This is a genomic window from Cyclobacterium sediminis, assembly GCF_054781075.1.
The window spans coordinates 37,933-55,380 of sequence record NZ_BAAGVC010000044.1 but is presented as its reverse complement, the minus strand read 5'-3'; the positions used below and the strand labels follow the sequence as shown (position 1 = coordinate 55,380).

Annotated in this window: 13 protein-coding genes; all 13 read left to right on the top strand. The window is 39.6% G+C overall.

Annotated features, from left to right (window positions below; genetic code table 11):
- Nucleotides 1-52 precede the first annotated feature (52 nt).
- The 13 genes from ACYVHJ_RS22380 (at nucleotide 53) to ACYVHJ_RS22320 (ending at nucleotide 17,422) form a co-directional block, all read left to right on the top strand.
- Nucleotides 53-1,177: a PepSY-associated TM helix domain-containing protein gene (locus ACYVHJ_RS22380; protein ID WP_460519524.1), complete on the top strand. Its 1,125-nt coding sequence runs from the start codon at nucleotides 53-55 to the stop codon at nucleotides 1,175-1,177.
- Between the two features lie 444 nt (nucleotides 1,178-1,621).
- Nucleotides 1,622-1,963: an alkylphosphonate utilization protein gene (locus ACYVHJ_RS22375; protein ID WP_460519521.1), complete on the top strand. Its 342-nt coding sequence runs from the start codon at nucleotides 1,622-1,624 to the stop codon at nucleotides 1,961-1,963.
- A 427-nt stretch (nucleotides 1,964-2,390) separates the two neighbouring features.
- Complete coding sequence (locus ACYVHJ_RS22370; protein ID WP_460519518.1) at nucleotides 2,391-4,835, top strand: ligase-associated DNA damage response DEXH box helicase; 2,445 nt, start codon at nucleotides 2,391-2,393, stop codon at nucleotides 4,833-4,835.
- A gap of 84 nt (nucleotides 4,836-4,919) precedes the next feature.
- Complete coding sequence (locus tag ACYVHJ_RS22365; RefSeq protein WP_460519515.1) at nucleotides 4,920-6,047, top strand: PQQ-dependent sugar dehydrogenase; 1,128 nt, start codon at nucleotides 4,920-4,922, stop codon at nucleotides 6,045-6,047.
- A gap of 91 nt (nucleotides 6,048-6,138) precedes the next feature.
- Nucleotides 6,139-7,809 (top strand): choline dehydrogenase, encoded by a 1,671-nt coding sequence (gene betA / locus ACYVHJ_RS22360; protein ID WP_460519512.1) that lies wholly within the window; start codon nucleotides 6,139-6,141, stop codon nucleotides 7,807-7,809.
- On the top strand, nucleotides 7,806-9,284 hold the full coding sequence (locus ACYVHJ_RS22355) for an aldehyde dehydrogenase family protein (protein WP_460519509.1): 1,479 nt from the start codon (nucleotides 7,806-7,808) through the stop codon (nucleotides 9,282-9,284). The genes betA and ACYVHJ_RS22355 overlap by 4 nt, the downstream gene beginning before the upstream one ends.
- 57 nt (nucleotides 9,285-9,341) lie before the next feature.
- Complete coding sequence (locus ACYVHJ_RS22350) at nucleotides 9,342-10,805, top strand: high affinity choline transporter 1 (protein WP_460519506.1); 1,464 nt, start codon at nucleotides 9,342-9,344, stop codon at nucleotides 10,803-10,805.
- A 17-nt stretch (nucleotides 10,806-10,822) separates the two neighbouring features.
- Nucleotides 10,823-11,788, top strand: coding sequence for a nucleoside hydrolase (locus tag ACYVHJ_RS22345; protein WP_339901845.1), 966 nt, complete (start codon nucleotides 10,823-10,825; stop codon nucleotides 11,786-11,788).
- Nucleotides 11,789-11,874: 86 nt separating this feature from the next.
- Nucleotides 11,875-13,515, top strand: coding sequence for an acetolactate synthase large subunit (locus tag ACYVHJ_RS22340; protein WP_460519502.1), 1,641 nt, complete (start codon nucleotides 11,875-11,877; stop codon nucleotides 13,513-13,515).
- On the top strand, nucleotides 13,512-14,909 hold the full coding sequence (locus ACYVHJ_RS22335) for an aldehyde dehydrogenase family protein (protein WP_460519499.1): 1,398 nt from the start codon (nucleotides 13,512-13,514) through the stop codon (nucleotides 14,907-14,909). The genes ACYVHJ_RS22340 and ACYVHJ_RS22335 overlap by 4 nt, the downstream gene beginning before the upstream one ends.
- 161 nt (nucleotides 14,910-15,070) lie before the next feature.
- Nucleotides 15,071-15,667, top strand: a complete 597-nt coding sequence (locus tag ACYVHJ_RS22330; RefSeq protein ID WP_460519496.1) for a YdeI/OmpD-associated family protein — start codon at nucleotides 15,071-15,073, stop codon at nucleotides 15,665-15,667.
- Nucleotides 15,668-15,984: 317 nt separating this feature from the next.
- Complete coding sequence (locus ACYVHJ_RS22325) at nucleotides 15,985-16,527, top strand: DUF1697 domain-containing protein (protein WP_460519493.1); 543 nt, start codon at nucleotides 15,985-15,987, stop codon at nucleotides 16,525-16,527.
- Nucleotides 16,528-16,606: 79 nt separating this feature from the next.
- Nucleotides 16,607-17,422, top strand: a complete 816-nt coding sequence (locus ACYVHJ_RS22320) for an alpha/beta hydrolase (RefSeq protein WP_339901840.1) — start codon at nucleotides 16,607-16,609, stop codon at nucleotides 17,420-17,422.
- Nucleotides 17,423-17,448: the final 26 nt, after the last annotated feature.

Below are 17,448 nucleotides of genomic sequence, written 5' to 3'. Positions count from 1 at the left end.
TACATTTAATGCTTGAAATGTAGTCACCCCAACTTATTAAAATTTCTCATCAATGCCCATTAGAAAATTTCTCGGCAAAATACACCTATTTATTGGTTTAGGGACAGGATTTCTTTTCTTAGTGATAGCCCTTTCTGGGGCACTTTACACCTGGGAACCCGAAATCAGCAGGATCATTTACAAACACGATGTAGAAGTACAGGACAAGCCATTTATTAACATCTCTGACATTAAAAAAAGTTTACAAAATTCATTTCCAGAAGGAGATTTTCGTACGGCTTTATACCGAGATAGTGGTAGCAGTATTGAAGTTTTGCTTTATGTTCCCGGCACTTATTATTTGGCCCAATTTAACCCTTATAATGCAGAGTTAATTCATCTGCAAGACATGAAAAAGGGCTGGTTGAACTATTTGAAAAACTTACATAGAAATCTGCTTTTAGGAGATTTTGGAAGGAAAGTAGTACATTGGGTTACACTTTTGGCTCTGCCTATGTTAATCTCGGGTGTGGTCATGTGGTGGCCAATAAAGGGTTGGCCCAGCCAAGATAAGTTTAAAATTAAATGGGCTGTCTCTCCAAAAAAACTCAACTATGACCTGCACAATATCCTAGGGTTTTATGCCACCTGGATCTTAATTTTCAGTATATTAACCGGTATATTTTGGGGCTTTGAGTCAGTAAAAGCGTTAACAAAAGCTGTTAGTGGAGAAAATAACATCACCTACGACAGCCCAAAATCTATGCTCAGCGACAAATCCGAAGAGGTAAATCAAGATGATGTCTTAAACACTTTAATTGCCCAATATCATTCCCGCTTTACTGAGTCTTATGTAAGAATTAGCATTCCTCATAAAAAAGACGATCCAATCAACCTTACCGTAATTCAGCCTAATAAAGGATTAAATGCTATTGATCACTATGTTCATGACCAATACAGCAGCCTTCTATTAGAAGGTAATTTCGCCAATGGCTTATCCGAAGACCGCAGTACTTTCCAAACTGTGAATGGAATGGTCTATGACATCCATTTTGGAAGTATTTTAGGTCTGCCGGGAAGAATTTTGGTTTTCCTTGCCTCTCTAATCGGAGCCTCGCTACCCGTGACCGGGTTTATTTTCTGGCTAGGGAAAAATAAAAAAAGGAAGAAAAATTCAACTCAGGCTCTGAACAATTAAAATAAACAATAGATTTTCGGGATGAACCGAGGATCCTATACTACTAATACCCATTACTTTCAGCTGTTTTCTTAAACAAGTCTTATTAGTAAAGTCCTTTAATAGGATAGGTTTGCTGACCTGAAATATGCCATCTACAATCTATTAGCTGCTGAAATCAAATAAAATCAGCCACTTGGTTGCTGTTTTCTATTTCGCCTTAGCGGTGCTATGCTAATAAACCAAACAACGTGATTTTCTTGGAATTACTCCACTCTCAGCGAAAGAACTCAGGAAATCTACTTTCATAATCCGGGTCTAAATGCTCAGGGTGTCACGACCCAATTGTCAATACATAGATTAGATTTTATTTAAATTGGCGTTTATAAACCCTATTTCTATGCCTTTCAGCTAATCAGTTCAAAAAATATACTTTATTTGCGCCGAAATTATAATTTATAAAAGATGTCACAATTTCCACCATGCCCTAAATGCCAATCAGAATTTGCTTATTCCACCGGAGGTCCACTCCTATCATGCCCGGAATGTGGACACGAATGGGACCCTGAAGATACAGTCGTTGAAGATTCAGGCATTGAAGTAAAAGATGCCAATGGAAATGTTCTCGTGGACGGGGATACGGTAATTGTACTTAAAAACTTACCTGTGAAAGGCTATCCTCAACCAATAAAAGCCGGCACCAAAGTAAAAAACATTCGATTAACAGACGGTGATCATAATATTGATTGTAAGATTACCGGTTTTGGAGCCATGGCTTTAAAATCTGAATTTGTAAAAAAAGGATAAGCCACACTTCAGTATTTTACTTGTACTTTAAAATGATTGAAGCTTATTAGCAGCTGTCAATTCTCCCTCAGATTAAGTTTACTTTTTCTCACTTCAGCATTTTTTCTATCAAAATCAGTATTTGAGATATATTAGCCATGATAATCATTGCTAATATATCCTTTTAGCTACTTGTTTAATAAAATTGATCTCTCCTGCGCCTATACCAGGGTATGTCAACCATCTATATAGGCCAAAACCGAAACGCTTGCTTTTTCCTATAGCCAGAATATTGTACCAAGAAACAAATACTTTTAGAATGAGTTACAATTAAAAGGTAATTTATCTAAGACCTAATACAGATAATTTTCGTTAAGCTATTAGAAATAATTTAGGCAATTATCAACCATATATTTTTCTGAAATTATAATTTTCAGGCTTTCAACTTATGAAAAATGATTGGGTAAAGAATTGGTATACTCTTAAAAATAGAAAACCCTACGACTTTCAAAAAGATTGTTTAAAAAATTATTTGGAAGGAAAAAGTGGACTATTAAATGCTCCTACCGGAAGTGGTAAGACCATGGCCTTATGGATACCCATATTGAAAGAGTATGTCAATCAGTATCCGGACAGCTGGAAAAAAAAGAGAAAAAATGGTTTGCAGGTGATATGGATTACTCCTTTGCGTGCCCTTGCTCAAGATTTATGTCAAGCCATGCAAGAGGTATGCCTTGAAACCGGATTACCTTGGCGGATTGCAGTTAGAAATGGTGATACCACAGCATCTCAGAGGCAGCAACAAAAAAGATCCATGCCTGAATGCTTGATTACCACACCGGAAAGTCTTCATTTATTAATCGCTCAAAAAGGAAACCAAGAGTTATTTCGCAATCTAAAAGCAGTAGTGGTAGACGAATGGCATGAACTGTTGGCCAACAAGCGGGGCGTTCAAGTTCAACTAGCCATTCAATATTTGAAAACCATTGCAAGCTCTCAATTCAAAGTTTGGGGAATATCGGCAACCATAGGTAACCTTTCCCAAGCGCATGGGGTTTTATTAGGTCCTAAAACCCTTCAATTAATTATTAGAAGCAAGGTAAAAAAGAAAATAAAAGTTGCCTCAGTTATACCTGATGAAGTGGAGAAATATCCTTGGGCTGGTCATCTAGGTATTAAATTATTGCCCAAAATTATCCCCATTATTGAAAAAAGCCAAAGTTTACTGCTCTTCACCAATACAAGGTCACAGACAGAAATTTGGTACCAAAAAATATTAGAAACCAAGCCTGAATGGGCGGGGACCATGGCCATGCACCATGGATCATTGGATCCTCAAGTACGCGAGTGGGTAGAGACGGCATTGCATGAAAAAAAGTTGAAACTTGTTGTATGTACAAGCAGCTTAGATCTTGGTGTAGATTTTAGACCTGTTGACACCGTAATACAGGTGGGAAGTCCCAAGGGGGTTACTAGGTTTGTACAGCGAGCAGGTCGGTCGGGACATTCTCCGGGGGCTATAAGCAAGGTGTATTTTGTTCCTACCCATTCCTTGGAGTTGATAGAGGCAAGCGCATTGAGAAAAGCTATCAATAATGGGGCTTATGAGGACAAAATCCCAATGGAGGCTTGTTATGATGTGGGACTTCAGTTTTTAGTCACACTCGCATTGGGAGATGGGTTCAAGCCTGAGAATGCCTACCTTATATTAAGAAGTTGCTACGCTTTCCGAAACCTTTCAAGGGATGAATTTCAGTGGATGTTAGCTTTCGTCACAGTGGGTGGAAAGGCCCTTGGCAGTTATGAGGAGTTTTCGAAAATTAACTTAGCCTCGGACGGACGCTATCATGTCACCGATAAAAAAATAGCCATGCGTCACAGATTGTCCATGGGTACCATTGTAAGCGATCCAATGATTCAGGTTAAATTTATAACTGGAGGATACATCGGTTCGGTAGAAGAAAGCTTTATTTCTAAGTTAAAACCTGGGGATGCTTTTTGGTTTGCCGGTCGAAATCTTGAGTTTGTCAAAATCAAGGAAATGAAGGCATTGGTAAGAAGATCAAAAAAGAAGACCGGAACCATTCCCCGCTGGATGGGAGGGAGAATGCCCTTGTCCTCCAGGCTATCGGAAATGATCAGGGATGAATTGCAAAATGCTTCTAAAAACAATTTGGATGCTATTGAATTAAAAACCATTCAGCCTATTTTAAAGCTTCAAAATGCTTTATCGAAAATCCCTGACCAGGAGTCCTTGCTCATAGAACAGTGTAAAAGTAGAGAAGGATACCATGTTTTTATTTTCCCTTTTGAAGGTCGATTTGTTCATGAAGTATTGGCAGCTTTAATCGCTTACAGAATCAGTATAAGTCACCCTATTAGTCTAAGTATAGCCATGAACGATTATGGCTTTGAGTTGCTATCTGATAGCCCTATACCCATTGAAGACAGTTTAGAGGAAGATTTGTTTCGTACGGACAACCTAATGGATGATTTGTTTGCAAGTATCAATGAGACAGAAATGGGTAAAAGGCGATTTAGGGAGATTGCAGCCATCGCAGGATTAGTTTTTCAAGGGTACCCTGGAAAAAATGTACCAACAAGGCATCTTCAAGCCAGTGCGGGAATTATGTATGGCGTTTTTGAGACTTATGAGCCTGAAAATCTATTGCTGGCTCAGGCTAGAGAAGAAGTGATACAAATTCAGATGGAAAAAAACAGGCTTTTTAAAGTAATTGATCGGATCAACAAAAATGAGATTCATTTAATAAAAACCGAAAAAATAACCCCATTTGCCTTTCCAATTATGGTTGATCGGCTCAGTAGAAACACCATAAGTTCAGAAAGCCTCACTGATAGAATACTAAAACTGCAAATTGAACTGCTTGATTAAAACTTGTTTTGGAGCATATTTAAATTTAAATTCGCTTCAATATTCCAATTAAATTAATTATATCCCATTATTTATTCAGCCTTTATGAAATCATTATTAGTTACCTTTTTGGTGATCAGTTCGATTATGACCTGTATGGGTCAAACACCACCCAATGGCCCCGAAGTAACGGATCCGGAATGGAAAGCCTATGACGTTGAAACAGTTGTTGAAGGTTTTAATATTCCTTGGGGACTGGCAGTATTATCGGATGGTAGTATGCTTATTACAGAGAAATCCGGTGAATTGGTACATTTTAAAAACGGCCAAAAGACAAAAATTGAAGGTTTGCCTGAAATTACGGCTAAGGGTCAAGGAGGATTATTGGATGTGGTTTTGCACCCAAATTTCAATAATAACAAATTGGTTTACATTGCCTATGCTTCATCAAGAGGGACAGGAAAAGGCTCCAATACCGCCATTGGTCGAGGTAAATTACTAGGAAACCAATTGGTGAATTTTGAGAGGCTATACAAAGCCAGCCCCAATTCTGAAGCTGGTCAGCATTTTGGAGCGAGAATAGCATTTGATAAGGATGGTTTCTTGTATTTTTCTATCGGTGAAAGAGGTGCTAAATTTGAAAACCCTCAGGATATCACTCGTGATGGTGGAAAAGTTTATCGCCTGTATGATGATGGAAGAGTACCTGAAGACAACCCTTTTTACAATGAATCGGGAGCCAAGAAAGCCATTTACTCTTATGGACATAGGAATCCTCAAGGAATGTTATTACATCCCAAAACAGGAGAAATTTGGGTAAATGAACATGGACCTAAAGGTGGAGATGAAATCAATATCGTAAAGAAAGGTGCCAATTTCGGCTGGGCTGAAATCACATATGGTATCAATTATGACGATACAATCTTGTCAGAAGACACAGCTAAACCCGGAATGGAACAACCTTTTTATTATTGGGTTCCATCTATTGCACCCAGTGGTTTTGCCTATATTAACAGTAACCAATACCCGGCCTGGGAGGGAGATCTATTGGTTGGCTCTCTGAAATTTGGTCGATTAGAAAAACTAACCATCAATAACAATAAGGTCACCAAAAGAGAAAAAGTATTTGAAGGGTTGGGACGCGTGAGAAATGTTGTAATAGGCCCTGATGGTATGATATATGCCGGTATTGACGGCAAAGGGATTGTTAAGATCGTCCCTAAAGGAAAATAAAATTAAATTGTTAGAAACTAAGCAATTGCTGCTAAATATACTTTTAGCAGCAATTGCTTTTTTAGACAAGTCAACTGTCCTAATTTAAAGAATGTCAAAAGAGAAATATGATTACATAATTGTTGGTGGTGGTTCTGCTGGCAGTGTCTTGGCCAATAGATTAAGTGAAGACCCCTCAAATAAGGTGCTGGTAATAGAGGCAGGAAGACCCGACCATGGTTGGGATTTTAGGATTCAGATGCCCGCAGCCCTCACCTATCCACTTACCAATAATTTTTACAATTGGGGCTATGAATCTGAACCGGAACCTTATATGCAAAACCGGAAAATTTTTCAACCCCGGGGTAAAGTATTGGGAGGTTCAAGTGTAATTAATGGAATGATCTTTATTCGTGGCAATGCCCTGGATTATGAAAAATGGGCCAATGAAAAAGGTCTGGAAAACTGGAGCTATGCACATTGCCTTCCTTATTTCAAGCGTTTGGAAAATCGCCTAATTGGAGGAGACACATACCGTGGTGACAAAGGTCCACTGTACCTGACTACACCCAAGTGTGACAATCCACTTTTTAAAGCTTTCTTTGATTCAGTTCAAGAAGCCGGTTATCCCCTGACAGAGGATGTCAATGGCTATCAACAAGAAGGTTTTGGTAAATTTGATGCCACTATTTATAAAGGTAAAAGGTGGAATGCGGCAAGAGCCTATGTCCATCCCATAAAACACCGTAAAAACCTTACGATTCACCTAAAATCTACCGCTAGCAAAATCCTATTTGAAGGCAACACAGCTACGGGAGTGGCTTATTCCAAAAACGGAAAAAATGAGCTTGCTTATGGAGGACAAGTAATATGCTGTGGAGGTGCAATCAATACACCTCAATTATTGCAACTTTCCGGGATAGGCAATGCTAATGAGTTGAAAAAACTTGGTATACCAGTAGTAGCTGACCTAAAAGGAGTTGGAGAAAACCTACAGGATCATCTTGAGGTCTATGTACAATGGGCCGCAAAAAAACCGGTGAGCCTTTACCCTTCCCTAAAATTTTATAATCAACCAAAAATAGGATTAGAATGGCTCATTAAGGGAACAGGTGTAGGAGCAAGCAATCATTTTGAGGCCGGCGGATTTATCCGGGGAAATGATGAAGTGACTTATCCTAATTTACAATATCACTTTCTACCAATCGCCATTCGATACGATGGATCAGCTCCAAATGAAGGGCATGGGTTCCAATTGCATGTGGGGCCAATGAATACGGATGTGAGAGGACATGTAAAAATTAAATCTGCTGATCCCGAAAAATATCCAAGTATTAAATTTAATTATTTGTCTACACCGCAAGAAAGAAAAGAATGGGTGGAAGCCATCAGGTGTACCCGAAACCTTATCAATCAGCCGGCTTTTAATGAACTAAGGGGAAAAGAACTTTCACCAGGATCCGGTGTAGAAACCGATGAAGAAATATTGGATTTCGTAGCCAGAGAAGGCGAAAGTGCTTACCATCCAAGCTGTACAGCAAAAATGGGCTATGACGACATGTCTGTGGTAGATGCAAATCTAAAAGTTCACGGTGTCAACAATCTTTCGGTGGTAGATGCATCCATTATGCCTTACATCACCAATGGCAATATCTACGCACCTGTGCTTATGATTGCCGAAAAAGCGGCTGACCTATTACTAGGTAACAGTCCTGAGGCCCCACAAGAAGTGCCTTATTACAAACACAATCCAAAAAAGGAACAAAACCAACTTTCCAATTGATCGAAAATAAAAACCTATATATCAATGGCTGTTGGCAGGAAGCCCTGTCCAATGCAGTAAGAACCATATATAACCCTTATAACAAGCAAGCCCTTGTGACTGTAGCCGAAGGTAATCGAGAGGACGCCAGAAAAGCCATCCAAAGCGCCAAACTTGCTTTTGACGCTGAGGAATGGCGGAATTATACGGCCGTTGAACGTGGGAAATTGGTTTATAAATTAGGTGACCTGATCGAAGAAAATAAGGAAGAATTGGCCAGATTAGAAACCTTAAATACCGGTAAAACCTATGCTGAAAGTATTTGGGACATGGATGATATTGCCGGAATTTTCAGGTATTATGGCGGACTTGCCGACAAAAACGAAGGTGAAGGCAATGCTAGCCCTAACCCGAATACTCAAAGCCGATTGGTAAAAGAACCGGTCGGAGTTGTAGGCATGATTTGTCCTTGGAACTACCCCCTTCTTCAAGCTGCCTGGAAAATTGCTCCTGCCCTAGTGGCCGGTTGTACCATGGTCATTAAGCCAAGTGAATTCACCCCGCTTACGACCTTATATTGGACCCAGCTTGCAGAACAGGCTGGATTCCCCAAAGGTGTAATCAATACCGTCTTGGGCCCTGGGCACAGCATAGGTGCTGAGCTGGCTGAAAACCCCGAGGTAGACATGGTATCTTTTACGGGAGGTGTAGTCACCGGAAAGAAAATCATGAAGGCTGCCGCCGGAAATGTTAAAAAAGTAGCACTTGAACTGGGAGGAAAAAATCCCCATATAATATTTGAAGATGGAGATTGGGAAACAGCCATTGACTTTATATTAAACGGAGTTTTCTTCCATGCCGGCCAGATTTGCTCTGCCGGGACAAGAGTGATGGTAGCTGCCGCTATCCACGATCAAGTGGTAAAGCAGCTTGAGCAAAGGATCAAAAAAATTCGACTGGGAGATGGAATGGATGAGCAAACTCAAATGGGTCCTCTTATTTCCGAAGCTCAACTCGAAAAGGTGTCCAACCATGTTCAAAAAGCCATCGAAGAAGGAGCTGAATTGATCACAGGAGGGAAGAAACCCTCGGATCCTGAACTGGCCAATGGCTATTTTTATGAACCAACCCTCTTGGTCGGTTGCACAAAAGAGATGGCAATTGTAAAAGAAGAGATCTTTGGTCCGGTCATACACATAGAAAAATTTGATACGGAAGCTGAAGCCATAAAAAATGGCAACGATACCATTTATGGTTTATCTGCAGGTTTTTGGACCAAGGATGTGCAAAGAATAGATAGGGTATCCAAGGCACTTCGCTTCGGGACGGTATGGATCAATGACTTCAATGTTTATTTTGTACAAGCTCCTTGGGGAGGATATAAACAGTCCGGCTTAGGAAGAGAACTTGGCCATACCGGATTAGAAGAATTCCAAGAAATCAAACACATTTATCAAAATTTCCACCCTTCGCCATTAAATTGGTTTGGGAACTAACCCAGCAAAGCTATCGACACCAAGACTCTAGGAATTCTCATCACTGTTATTTTTTACTTGGTTATTCTATATATTGGTTATTACGCCAGTAAAAAGGAATCAGGTGATCAAACTTCACAAGGCCTTTTATTGGCCGGCAGAAGAATGCCGGCATGGATCGGCATTTTCACCATGACAGCCACCTGGGTGGGTGGAGGTTATATTATCGGTACCAGCGAGGCTGTTTACGACAGTACCAGAGGGCTGGTGTGGGCACAGGCTCCTTGGGGTTATGCCATCAGCCTTATATTAGGTGGTTTGTTTTTTGCAAAAAAAATCAGAAGCTTTGGCTTTACCACTTTTATTGATGTTTTTGAACACAAGTATGGAAAAAAAACTGCCGCTGTACTATTTATTCCTGCCTTGATTGGGGAAATATTTTGGAGTGCAGCCATCCTCGCTGCATTGGGGATAACCTTCGCCACTATTTTTGAATTGGACCTGGAAACATCCATTATGGTCTCGGCTAGTATAGCCATTGGTTATACCATGATGGGAGGCTTATGGTCTGTGGCATATACAGATGTGGTTCAGCTGATTTTTATCATCCTTGGTCTCGGTATATCCATACCTTTTGCTTTGGATAGAATTGGAGGAATAGTGACTGCTTTAAATATTTATGATCAACAAATCAGCAATGGATTTAATTTATTCCCCAGCCTGAGTGCATTTAGTGGAACCGATCCGGCATGGGGAAATAGTATTTGGGTTTGGCTGGATTTTGCCTTGTTGTTAATAATGGGAGGAATACCATGGCAAGTATATTTCCAAAGAGTGTTGTCCTCAAATTCGGATAAGTCTGCCATTAGGTTGTCTATTTTTGGCGGAATATGTTGTGCATTGATGGCCGTTCCTGCCATTTTCATTGGGGTAGCCGGTGTTGGTTTTGATTGGAGCCAATCCTCCTTGGGAGTTGCTCCGGAAGCCACCATGGTCCTACCCTATGTATTGATAGAAATGACTCCCCCAATCATTGCAGCATTGGGATTAGGGGCAGTTGCAGCTGCAGTAATGTCATCAGTGGATTCATCCATTTTATCTGCAGCCTCTATGTTTACCTGGAATTTCTATCGACCGCTTCTCAACCCCTCTTGCTCCGACAAGCAAATAAAAAATTCCATACGCTTAGCCATTCTCGGAATTGGAATTGTAGCTACCTGGCTTGCCTTAACGCTTCAAAGTGTCTATGAGCTTTGGTACCTTTGTGCGGACCTCGTTTACGTAATTTTGTTTCCACAATTGGTAATGGCTTTGTATTTTAAAAAGTCCAATAAAAGAGGAGCAATTGCCGGAATAATCGTTGGAGTTTTTCTAAGATTTGGCGGTGGTGAACCAATATTTGGCATCCCTCCGTTTTTACCTTATCCGATGGAAGATCCAATTGCAGGAATACAGTTTCCATTCAGAACTTTCTCTATGATTTGTAGTTTAATAAGTATACTTACTGTTTCCCTGCTAATACCGGATAAAGAATCAAACTGAAAAATTATCTTCTAGAAATGAACAAAACGATACAGTTATTTTTGATTTTATTTTTTGCTTTTTCATTTCATTCTCAAGGCCAGGTTCCGGTCATTTTAGATGCAGATCTGGATTCTGATGTAGATGATGTAGGTGCTTTGGCGATGTTGCACACCTTGGAAGACCACCAAACAATCAAAATTCTTGGAGTGGTCATTACCAGTGATGACAAAGATGCCGCCGGATGTGCTGCTGCCATTAACACTTATTACAAAAGACCTGACATTCCTATCGGAGTTGAAAAAGGCATAACGTTAAGAAGTTTCTCTAAATACACAAAACAGCTGGCAACAAACTATCCACATTCTTTAAAAAATGGCAAACAGCCTGAAGATGCCACTAGGCTGTACAGAAGACTATTAGTCAATTCACCGGACAATAGCGTGGTTATTATTAGCATTGGACATCTTACAAATATTCGAAAATTACTCAATTCCAAGGCAGATCATATTAGTCCTCTAAGTGGTCACGAACTGATCAAACAGAAGGTTAAACTCTGGTCTTGTATGGGTGGGCAATACCCTAATGGGAAAGAGGCTAACTTCTATAGACCTGACCCCGAGTCTACCAAAATTGCAGTGAAGAACTGGCCCGGCCAAGTGATCTTTTCCGGTTGGGAAATAGGCAATAATATCATTACCGGAGCGGATTATTTAAAGCATGCGCTTGATAGCGAGCATCCGGTAAGTTTGGCTTATAAATTATTCAATGGATATCAAGGAAGGCAAAGCTGGGATCAAACTTCTATTTTGGTGGCCCTAACTGATAAGCACTATTGGAAACTGAGTCCCAAAGGAAACGTAATAGTTAATGAAGATGGAAGCAATTCTTGGGAAGATGACCCTCAGGGTTTACACCAGTACTTGATTGAATCTTTACCCCCTACTGAAATCGCTAAAATTATTGATGCATTAATGGTGGGGATTTATAGGCCTGGTTTTTGATTGGATATTGGATGGGTTGTAAAACCTGTTCACATTTACTCTTCTTTATTCTACATATTAGACCCCAAACCTTAAATTTTTAACATATGAAAGCATCAGATTTATTTGTAAAAGCACTGGAGAAGGAAGGTGTAGAATATATTTTTGGTCTTCCAGGAGAGGAAAACCTAGACATTTTAGAGTCTCTTACCCGTTCTAAAATTAAATTAATTTTGACAAGGCATGAACAAGGCGCTGGTTTTATGGCAGCCACTTATGGAAGGCTCACCGGCAAGCCGGGAGTTTGTATGTCTACACTGGGACCCGGAGCCACAAACTTATTCACACCGGGAGCCTATGCCCAACTAGGTGCCATGCCCATGTTAATGATTACCGGCCAAAAACCTATTAAAAAAAGCAAGCAGGCTCGTTTCCAAATAATTGATGTCGTAGACATGATGCGACCTATCACCAAGTACACCAAACAAATTGTGGATGGCAATGTGATTGCCTCGAACGTAAGAGAAGCTTTTCGAATAGCTACAGAAGAAAGACCCGGGGCAGTACACTTGGAGCTTCCCGAAGACATTGCACAAGAGGAGGTAGAAGACCATGTGTTTGAGGTTGTAGACTATTTGTTGCCAAAGTCAGATGATGAGGCAATCCAATCAGCAGCCAAAATGATTGAAAATGCCAAAATGCCACTCTTGCTAATAGGGGCAGGAGCCAATAGAAAGGTAACTTGCCAGGCCTTGGCCTCATTTGTAGATACTACAGGAATCTATTTTTTCACCACGCAAATGGGAAAAGGGGTAATTGATGAAAGACATCCTAAGTACCTAGGCACCGCAGCACTCTCCTCACATGATTTTGTCCATGCTGCCATTGATGAATCAGATTTGATCATCAATGTAGGGCATGATGTAATTGAAAAGCCTCCATTTTTCATGAAACAGGGAGGGAAAAAGGTAATACATGTAAATTTTTCCCCTGCAGAAGTCGACCCCGTATATTTCCCGCAACTAAACGTTGTAGGGGACATAACCGGTTCTGTCGAAAAACTTGCCAAAGCAGTAAGGCCTTCAGAAAGCTGGAATTTCGATTTTTATAAAAAGGTAAAAACAGAAGTTTCTGAACATCTCGGAAAGTATTTTGAAGATGAACGCTTCCCTACCTTACCCCAGCGATTGGTAAATTTATTAAGAAATAAGCTAGGTGAAAAAGATGTAATAACATTGGACAATGGCGTGTATAAAATTTGGTTTGCCAGAAACTATACATGTTATCAACCCAACACCCTTTTGCTTGACAATGCATTGGCAACTATGGGGGCAGGCTTGCCTTCAGCCATGTGTGTTAATTTATTACACCCTGACAAAAAAGTAGTCGCCATCTGTGGAGATGGTGGATTTATGATGAACTCTCAGGAGTTAGAAACTGCCGTTCGCTTGGGATTAAATATGGTAGTCATTATTTTGAATGATGAATCCTATGGTATGATCAAATGGAAACAAGAAGACATGGGTTTCAAGGATTTTGGTTTAGACTTTAAAAATCCTGACTTTGTTCAATACGCAAATAGCTATGGAGCGCATGGCTACCGCCCTGAAAGTGACAAGGATTTACAAGAAATTCTTGACAAATCACTCAATAGCTCGGGGGTTCATGTAATTGACTTAAAGGTTGATTATTCTTTAAACCACCCAATTTTAAATGTAATGTTGAAAGAAAAAACTTCCAAACTATGAATGACCAATTAAAAGTATATGCACCTTTTGATAGAACACTAATAGGCACTTTGCCCATGGCAGATGCCGATGAATTGGAGCAAAAAATAGCGACAGCCCATGATCTTTTTCAGGACCGAAGTCAATGGATTCCTGCGCACAAAAGAATTGCTATATTGGAAAAAGCGAGAGCTTTGATGGAGGATAAAATAGAAGACTTAACCAATACAGCGGCCAAAGAGGGAGGAAAACCCTTCCAGGATTCTATGGTAGAGGTAAAAAGGGCAATTAATGGGTTAAAGATTGCCACTGAGGAAATCTCTCATATGAAAGGTGGACAAATTCCAATGGGCATTACCGAATCATCCGTTAATAGATTGGCCTTTACCATTCGCGAGCCCATAGGGGTCGTCGCTTCTTTATCCGCCTTCAATCATCCCTTGAACCTAATCGTTCATCAGGTAATTACTGCTTTTGCTGCAGGTTGTCCGGTGATCGTAAAACCGGCGAGCAAGACACCTTATTCTTGCATGGCCCTTGTAGAAATCCTAAAAGAAGCCGGAGTACCGGAAGGCTGGGTTCAGTCTATACATTGCAGCAATGAACTTTCAGAAAAGCTAGTGGGTGACCCTAGAATTAATTTCCTATCCTTTATCGGTTCTGCAAAAGTGGGCTGGTCATTAAAATCTAAAATGGCGCCCGGAACCAGGTGTGCGCTGGAACACGGTGGTGCAGCTCCTGTAATTGTTGAAAAGGATTCCGTATTTGAAGAGATGTTACCTTTACTGGTAAAAGGCGGTTTCTACCATGCCGGTCAAGTATGTGTTTCGGTTCAAAAAGTATTCGCCCACAATTCCATAGCAGAAAAGCTTGCCAATGACATCGCCGATAAAGCGAAAGACCTGAAAGTTGGAGATCCACTTTCTAAAGAAACAGAAGTAGGCCCCCTTATCGAAACCGGAGAAGTTGACCGAGTGGATGAATGGGTAAAAGAAGCCATTTCCGGAGGGGCAAAACTTTTATGCGGAGGTAAGAAAATCAGTGATACCTGCTATGAGCCAACCGTATTGCTTAATCCATCTAATGAAGCGAGGATCTCCCAAGAAGAGGTATTTGGCCCTGTTGTCTGTGTGTATGCTTATGAAGATAGAGAAGAAGCCATTGCCTTGGCCAATAGCCTTGAATTTCACTTTCAAGCAGCCGTATTTACTAAGGATTTGGACATAGCTCTTGATACAGTACAAAAGTTGAATGCCACCGCAGTAATGGTAAATGACCATACAGCTTTTCGAGTTGATTGGATGCCTTTTGGGGGAAGAGATGCCTCAGGCGAAGGTATGGGAGGAATCCCCTACTCTATGCACGAAATGACTCGTGAAAAATTAATGGTATTCAAAAGCAAATACTTGCCATAACAATTCCATAATCCTGAATATTCAAGCTTTCCAATCCTATTGGAAAGCTTTTTTTATTTCCCCCAAAATGGGATCGGCTTATAATAAGGCTTATGTCTATCTTTTTTGCTTACAAGTAAATAATATGATATTTTAGAATATCTACATAACATACCCTTCTTATGAATCCTGAAGTCGATTTTTATTTTAAGAAATCAAAAAAATGGCAAAAAGAATTGATTTTATTAAGGAGCATCATCCTGGATTTCCCTCTTTCTGAAGAATTAAAATGGGGTGTTCCATGCTATACCTGGTCATCGAACCCCACGTCAAAAGCCAGCAACATCCTTTTAATACATGAGTTTAAAGAATATTGTGCCCTATTGTTTTTTAAAGGAGTGCTTTTAAATGATCCGGATAAAATACTGGTGCAGCAAACTGAGAATGTGCAAGCGGCAAGACAAATACGTTTTACGGGTCAAGAAGAGGTTTTGAGAAGGACAGCCAACATTAAATCCCTAATAAGTGAAGCCATAGCTGTGGAAGAGGCCGGCTTAAAAGTGCCGAAAAGAGAAACAAAATCTTACGAAATTGTAGAAGAGTTTCAACTGGCAATGGATAACGAACCTAATTTACTGAAAGGTTTTCAATCCCTTTCTCCCGGAAGACAAAGGGCCTATTTATTGTATTTCTCTTCTGCAAAACAATCCAAAACAAGGCTTTCAAGGATTGATAAATACAAGGCCAAAATAATAAATGGGCAAGGAAAGGATGATTGATTTTTTGAATATTATTTTTCAAAGTGCAAATAATTAATTTTAAAGGGCTTAAAATCAATTCAATGTCTCATCAGGAATGATTTAAAATAAAAATTGGGCGTACAAAACCATTAAAAATTACAAAAGGTGAAAATAATGGCGTATTTTTCAGTATGCTAACTGTACAGTTGAATAGAAACTGAATTAAAAAGTAGATTTTAACCCTTCTATTAGATATTAAACCATAAAAGGAAGTCAAGTCGATTCCTTATCATTGACGTTTATTGTAAAATTTGAAAGCATCTATTTGACCCAAAACCATAAATTAAAAACTAAAAATGGACAAGAAAATAGCAATCTTAAGGGGGATTAACGTAGGAGGTAAAAGGAAAATTTTGATGACGGACCTTAAATCCTTATTTAAAGAATTAGGGTATAGCGAGATTTCAACATATATACAAAGTGGCAATGTTATTTTCACTTCAGCTGATAAGGCAGATGAAAAGGAAATGGCAAACAAAATTGAAAAGGCCATTGAAGAAAAATTTGGATTTGAGGTTCCTGTAATCGTTCGAACCGCTAAGGATTTGCAAAAAACATTATCAAACAACCCCTATTATAAAGATGGTGAAATGGATATTAGCCCATTACACATTACTTTCTTGGCACAAAATCCAACCAGTGAAAACCTTGATAAAATAAAAACTTTTGATTTCCCACCTGACAAATATACAATTGAGGGAAAGGATGTTTTTATTTATTGTGAAGGAAAATACCATCAATCCAAATTGACCAATAATTTTTTTGAAAATAAGCTAAAGGTGAAAGCTACCACCAGAAATCTCAAAACCCTAAAGAAGCTTTGCGAATTAAGTCAATAAACCAGACTGCTTGAAAAAGAACAACATCCTCTTACTAAATTGAATTGTGAACTCCCAAAATAAAAACCATTTCATGATCATGAAAAAATTATCCTTCATACTATTACTTGTATTTTCAATTTCATTCACTTATGCCCAAGACATTTCTTATGAGCAGTTAGAGAGCCTGCCTTATTATGGACAAGAGCTTAGAAAAACCGACAGCTATTTATCAGAGCGCTGCGTGTTGGATATATACTATCCAAAGAATACCAAGGATTTTGCGACAATAGTGTGGTTTCACGGAGGAGGTATCACCGGAGGAGAAAAAGAAATCCCGGAAGCGTTAAAAAATCAGGGCTTTGCAATAATTGGCGTAAACTATCGATTATCTCCTAAAGTCAAAGCTCCCACATACATTGAAGATGCTGCAGCTGCCATTGCTTGGACGTTCAAAAATATCGAAGAGTATGGAGGGGATCCCAAAAAAATATTCGTTTCCGGACATAGTGCAGGCGGATACTTGGCCAGTATGGTTGGATTGGATAAGTCTTACCTACAAACACATGGTATAGATGCAAATGAAATTGCCGGATTGATACCATTTAGCGGTCATACCATTACTCATTTCACAGTACGCAAAGAGCAAGGCATTCCCGGAGAGCAGCCCACCATTGATAAATATGCGCCTTTGTTTCATGTAAGAAAAGATTCGCCTCCATTATTACTTATAACAGGAGACCGTGAACTTGAACTTTTAGGTAGATATGAAGAAAACGCTTATCTAATGCGCATGATGAAAGTGGTGGGGCATAAGGAAACTGTCCTCTACGAAATGGATGGATATGGACATGGAATGACCCATCCTGCCTTTCCATTGCTTATCAAAGAAGTGAAAAGAATTTTAGGCAAGTAAGCCTAAAAAGGTGCTTATAAAGCAAT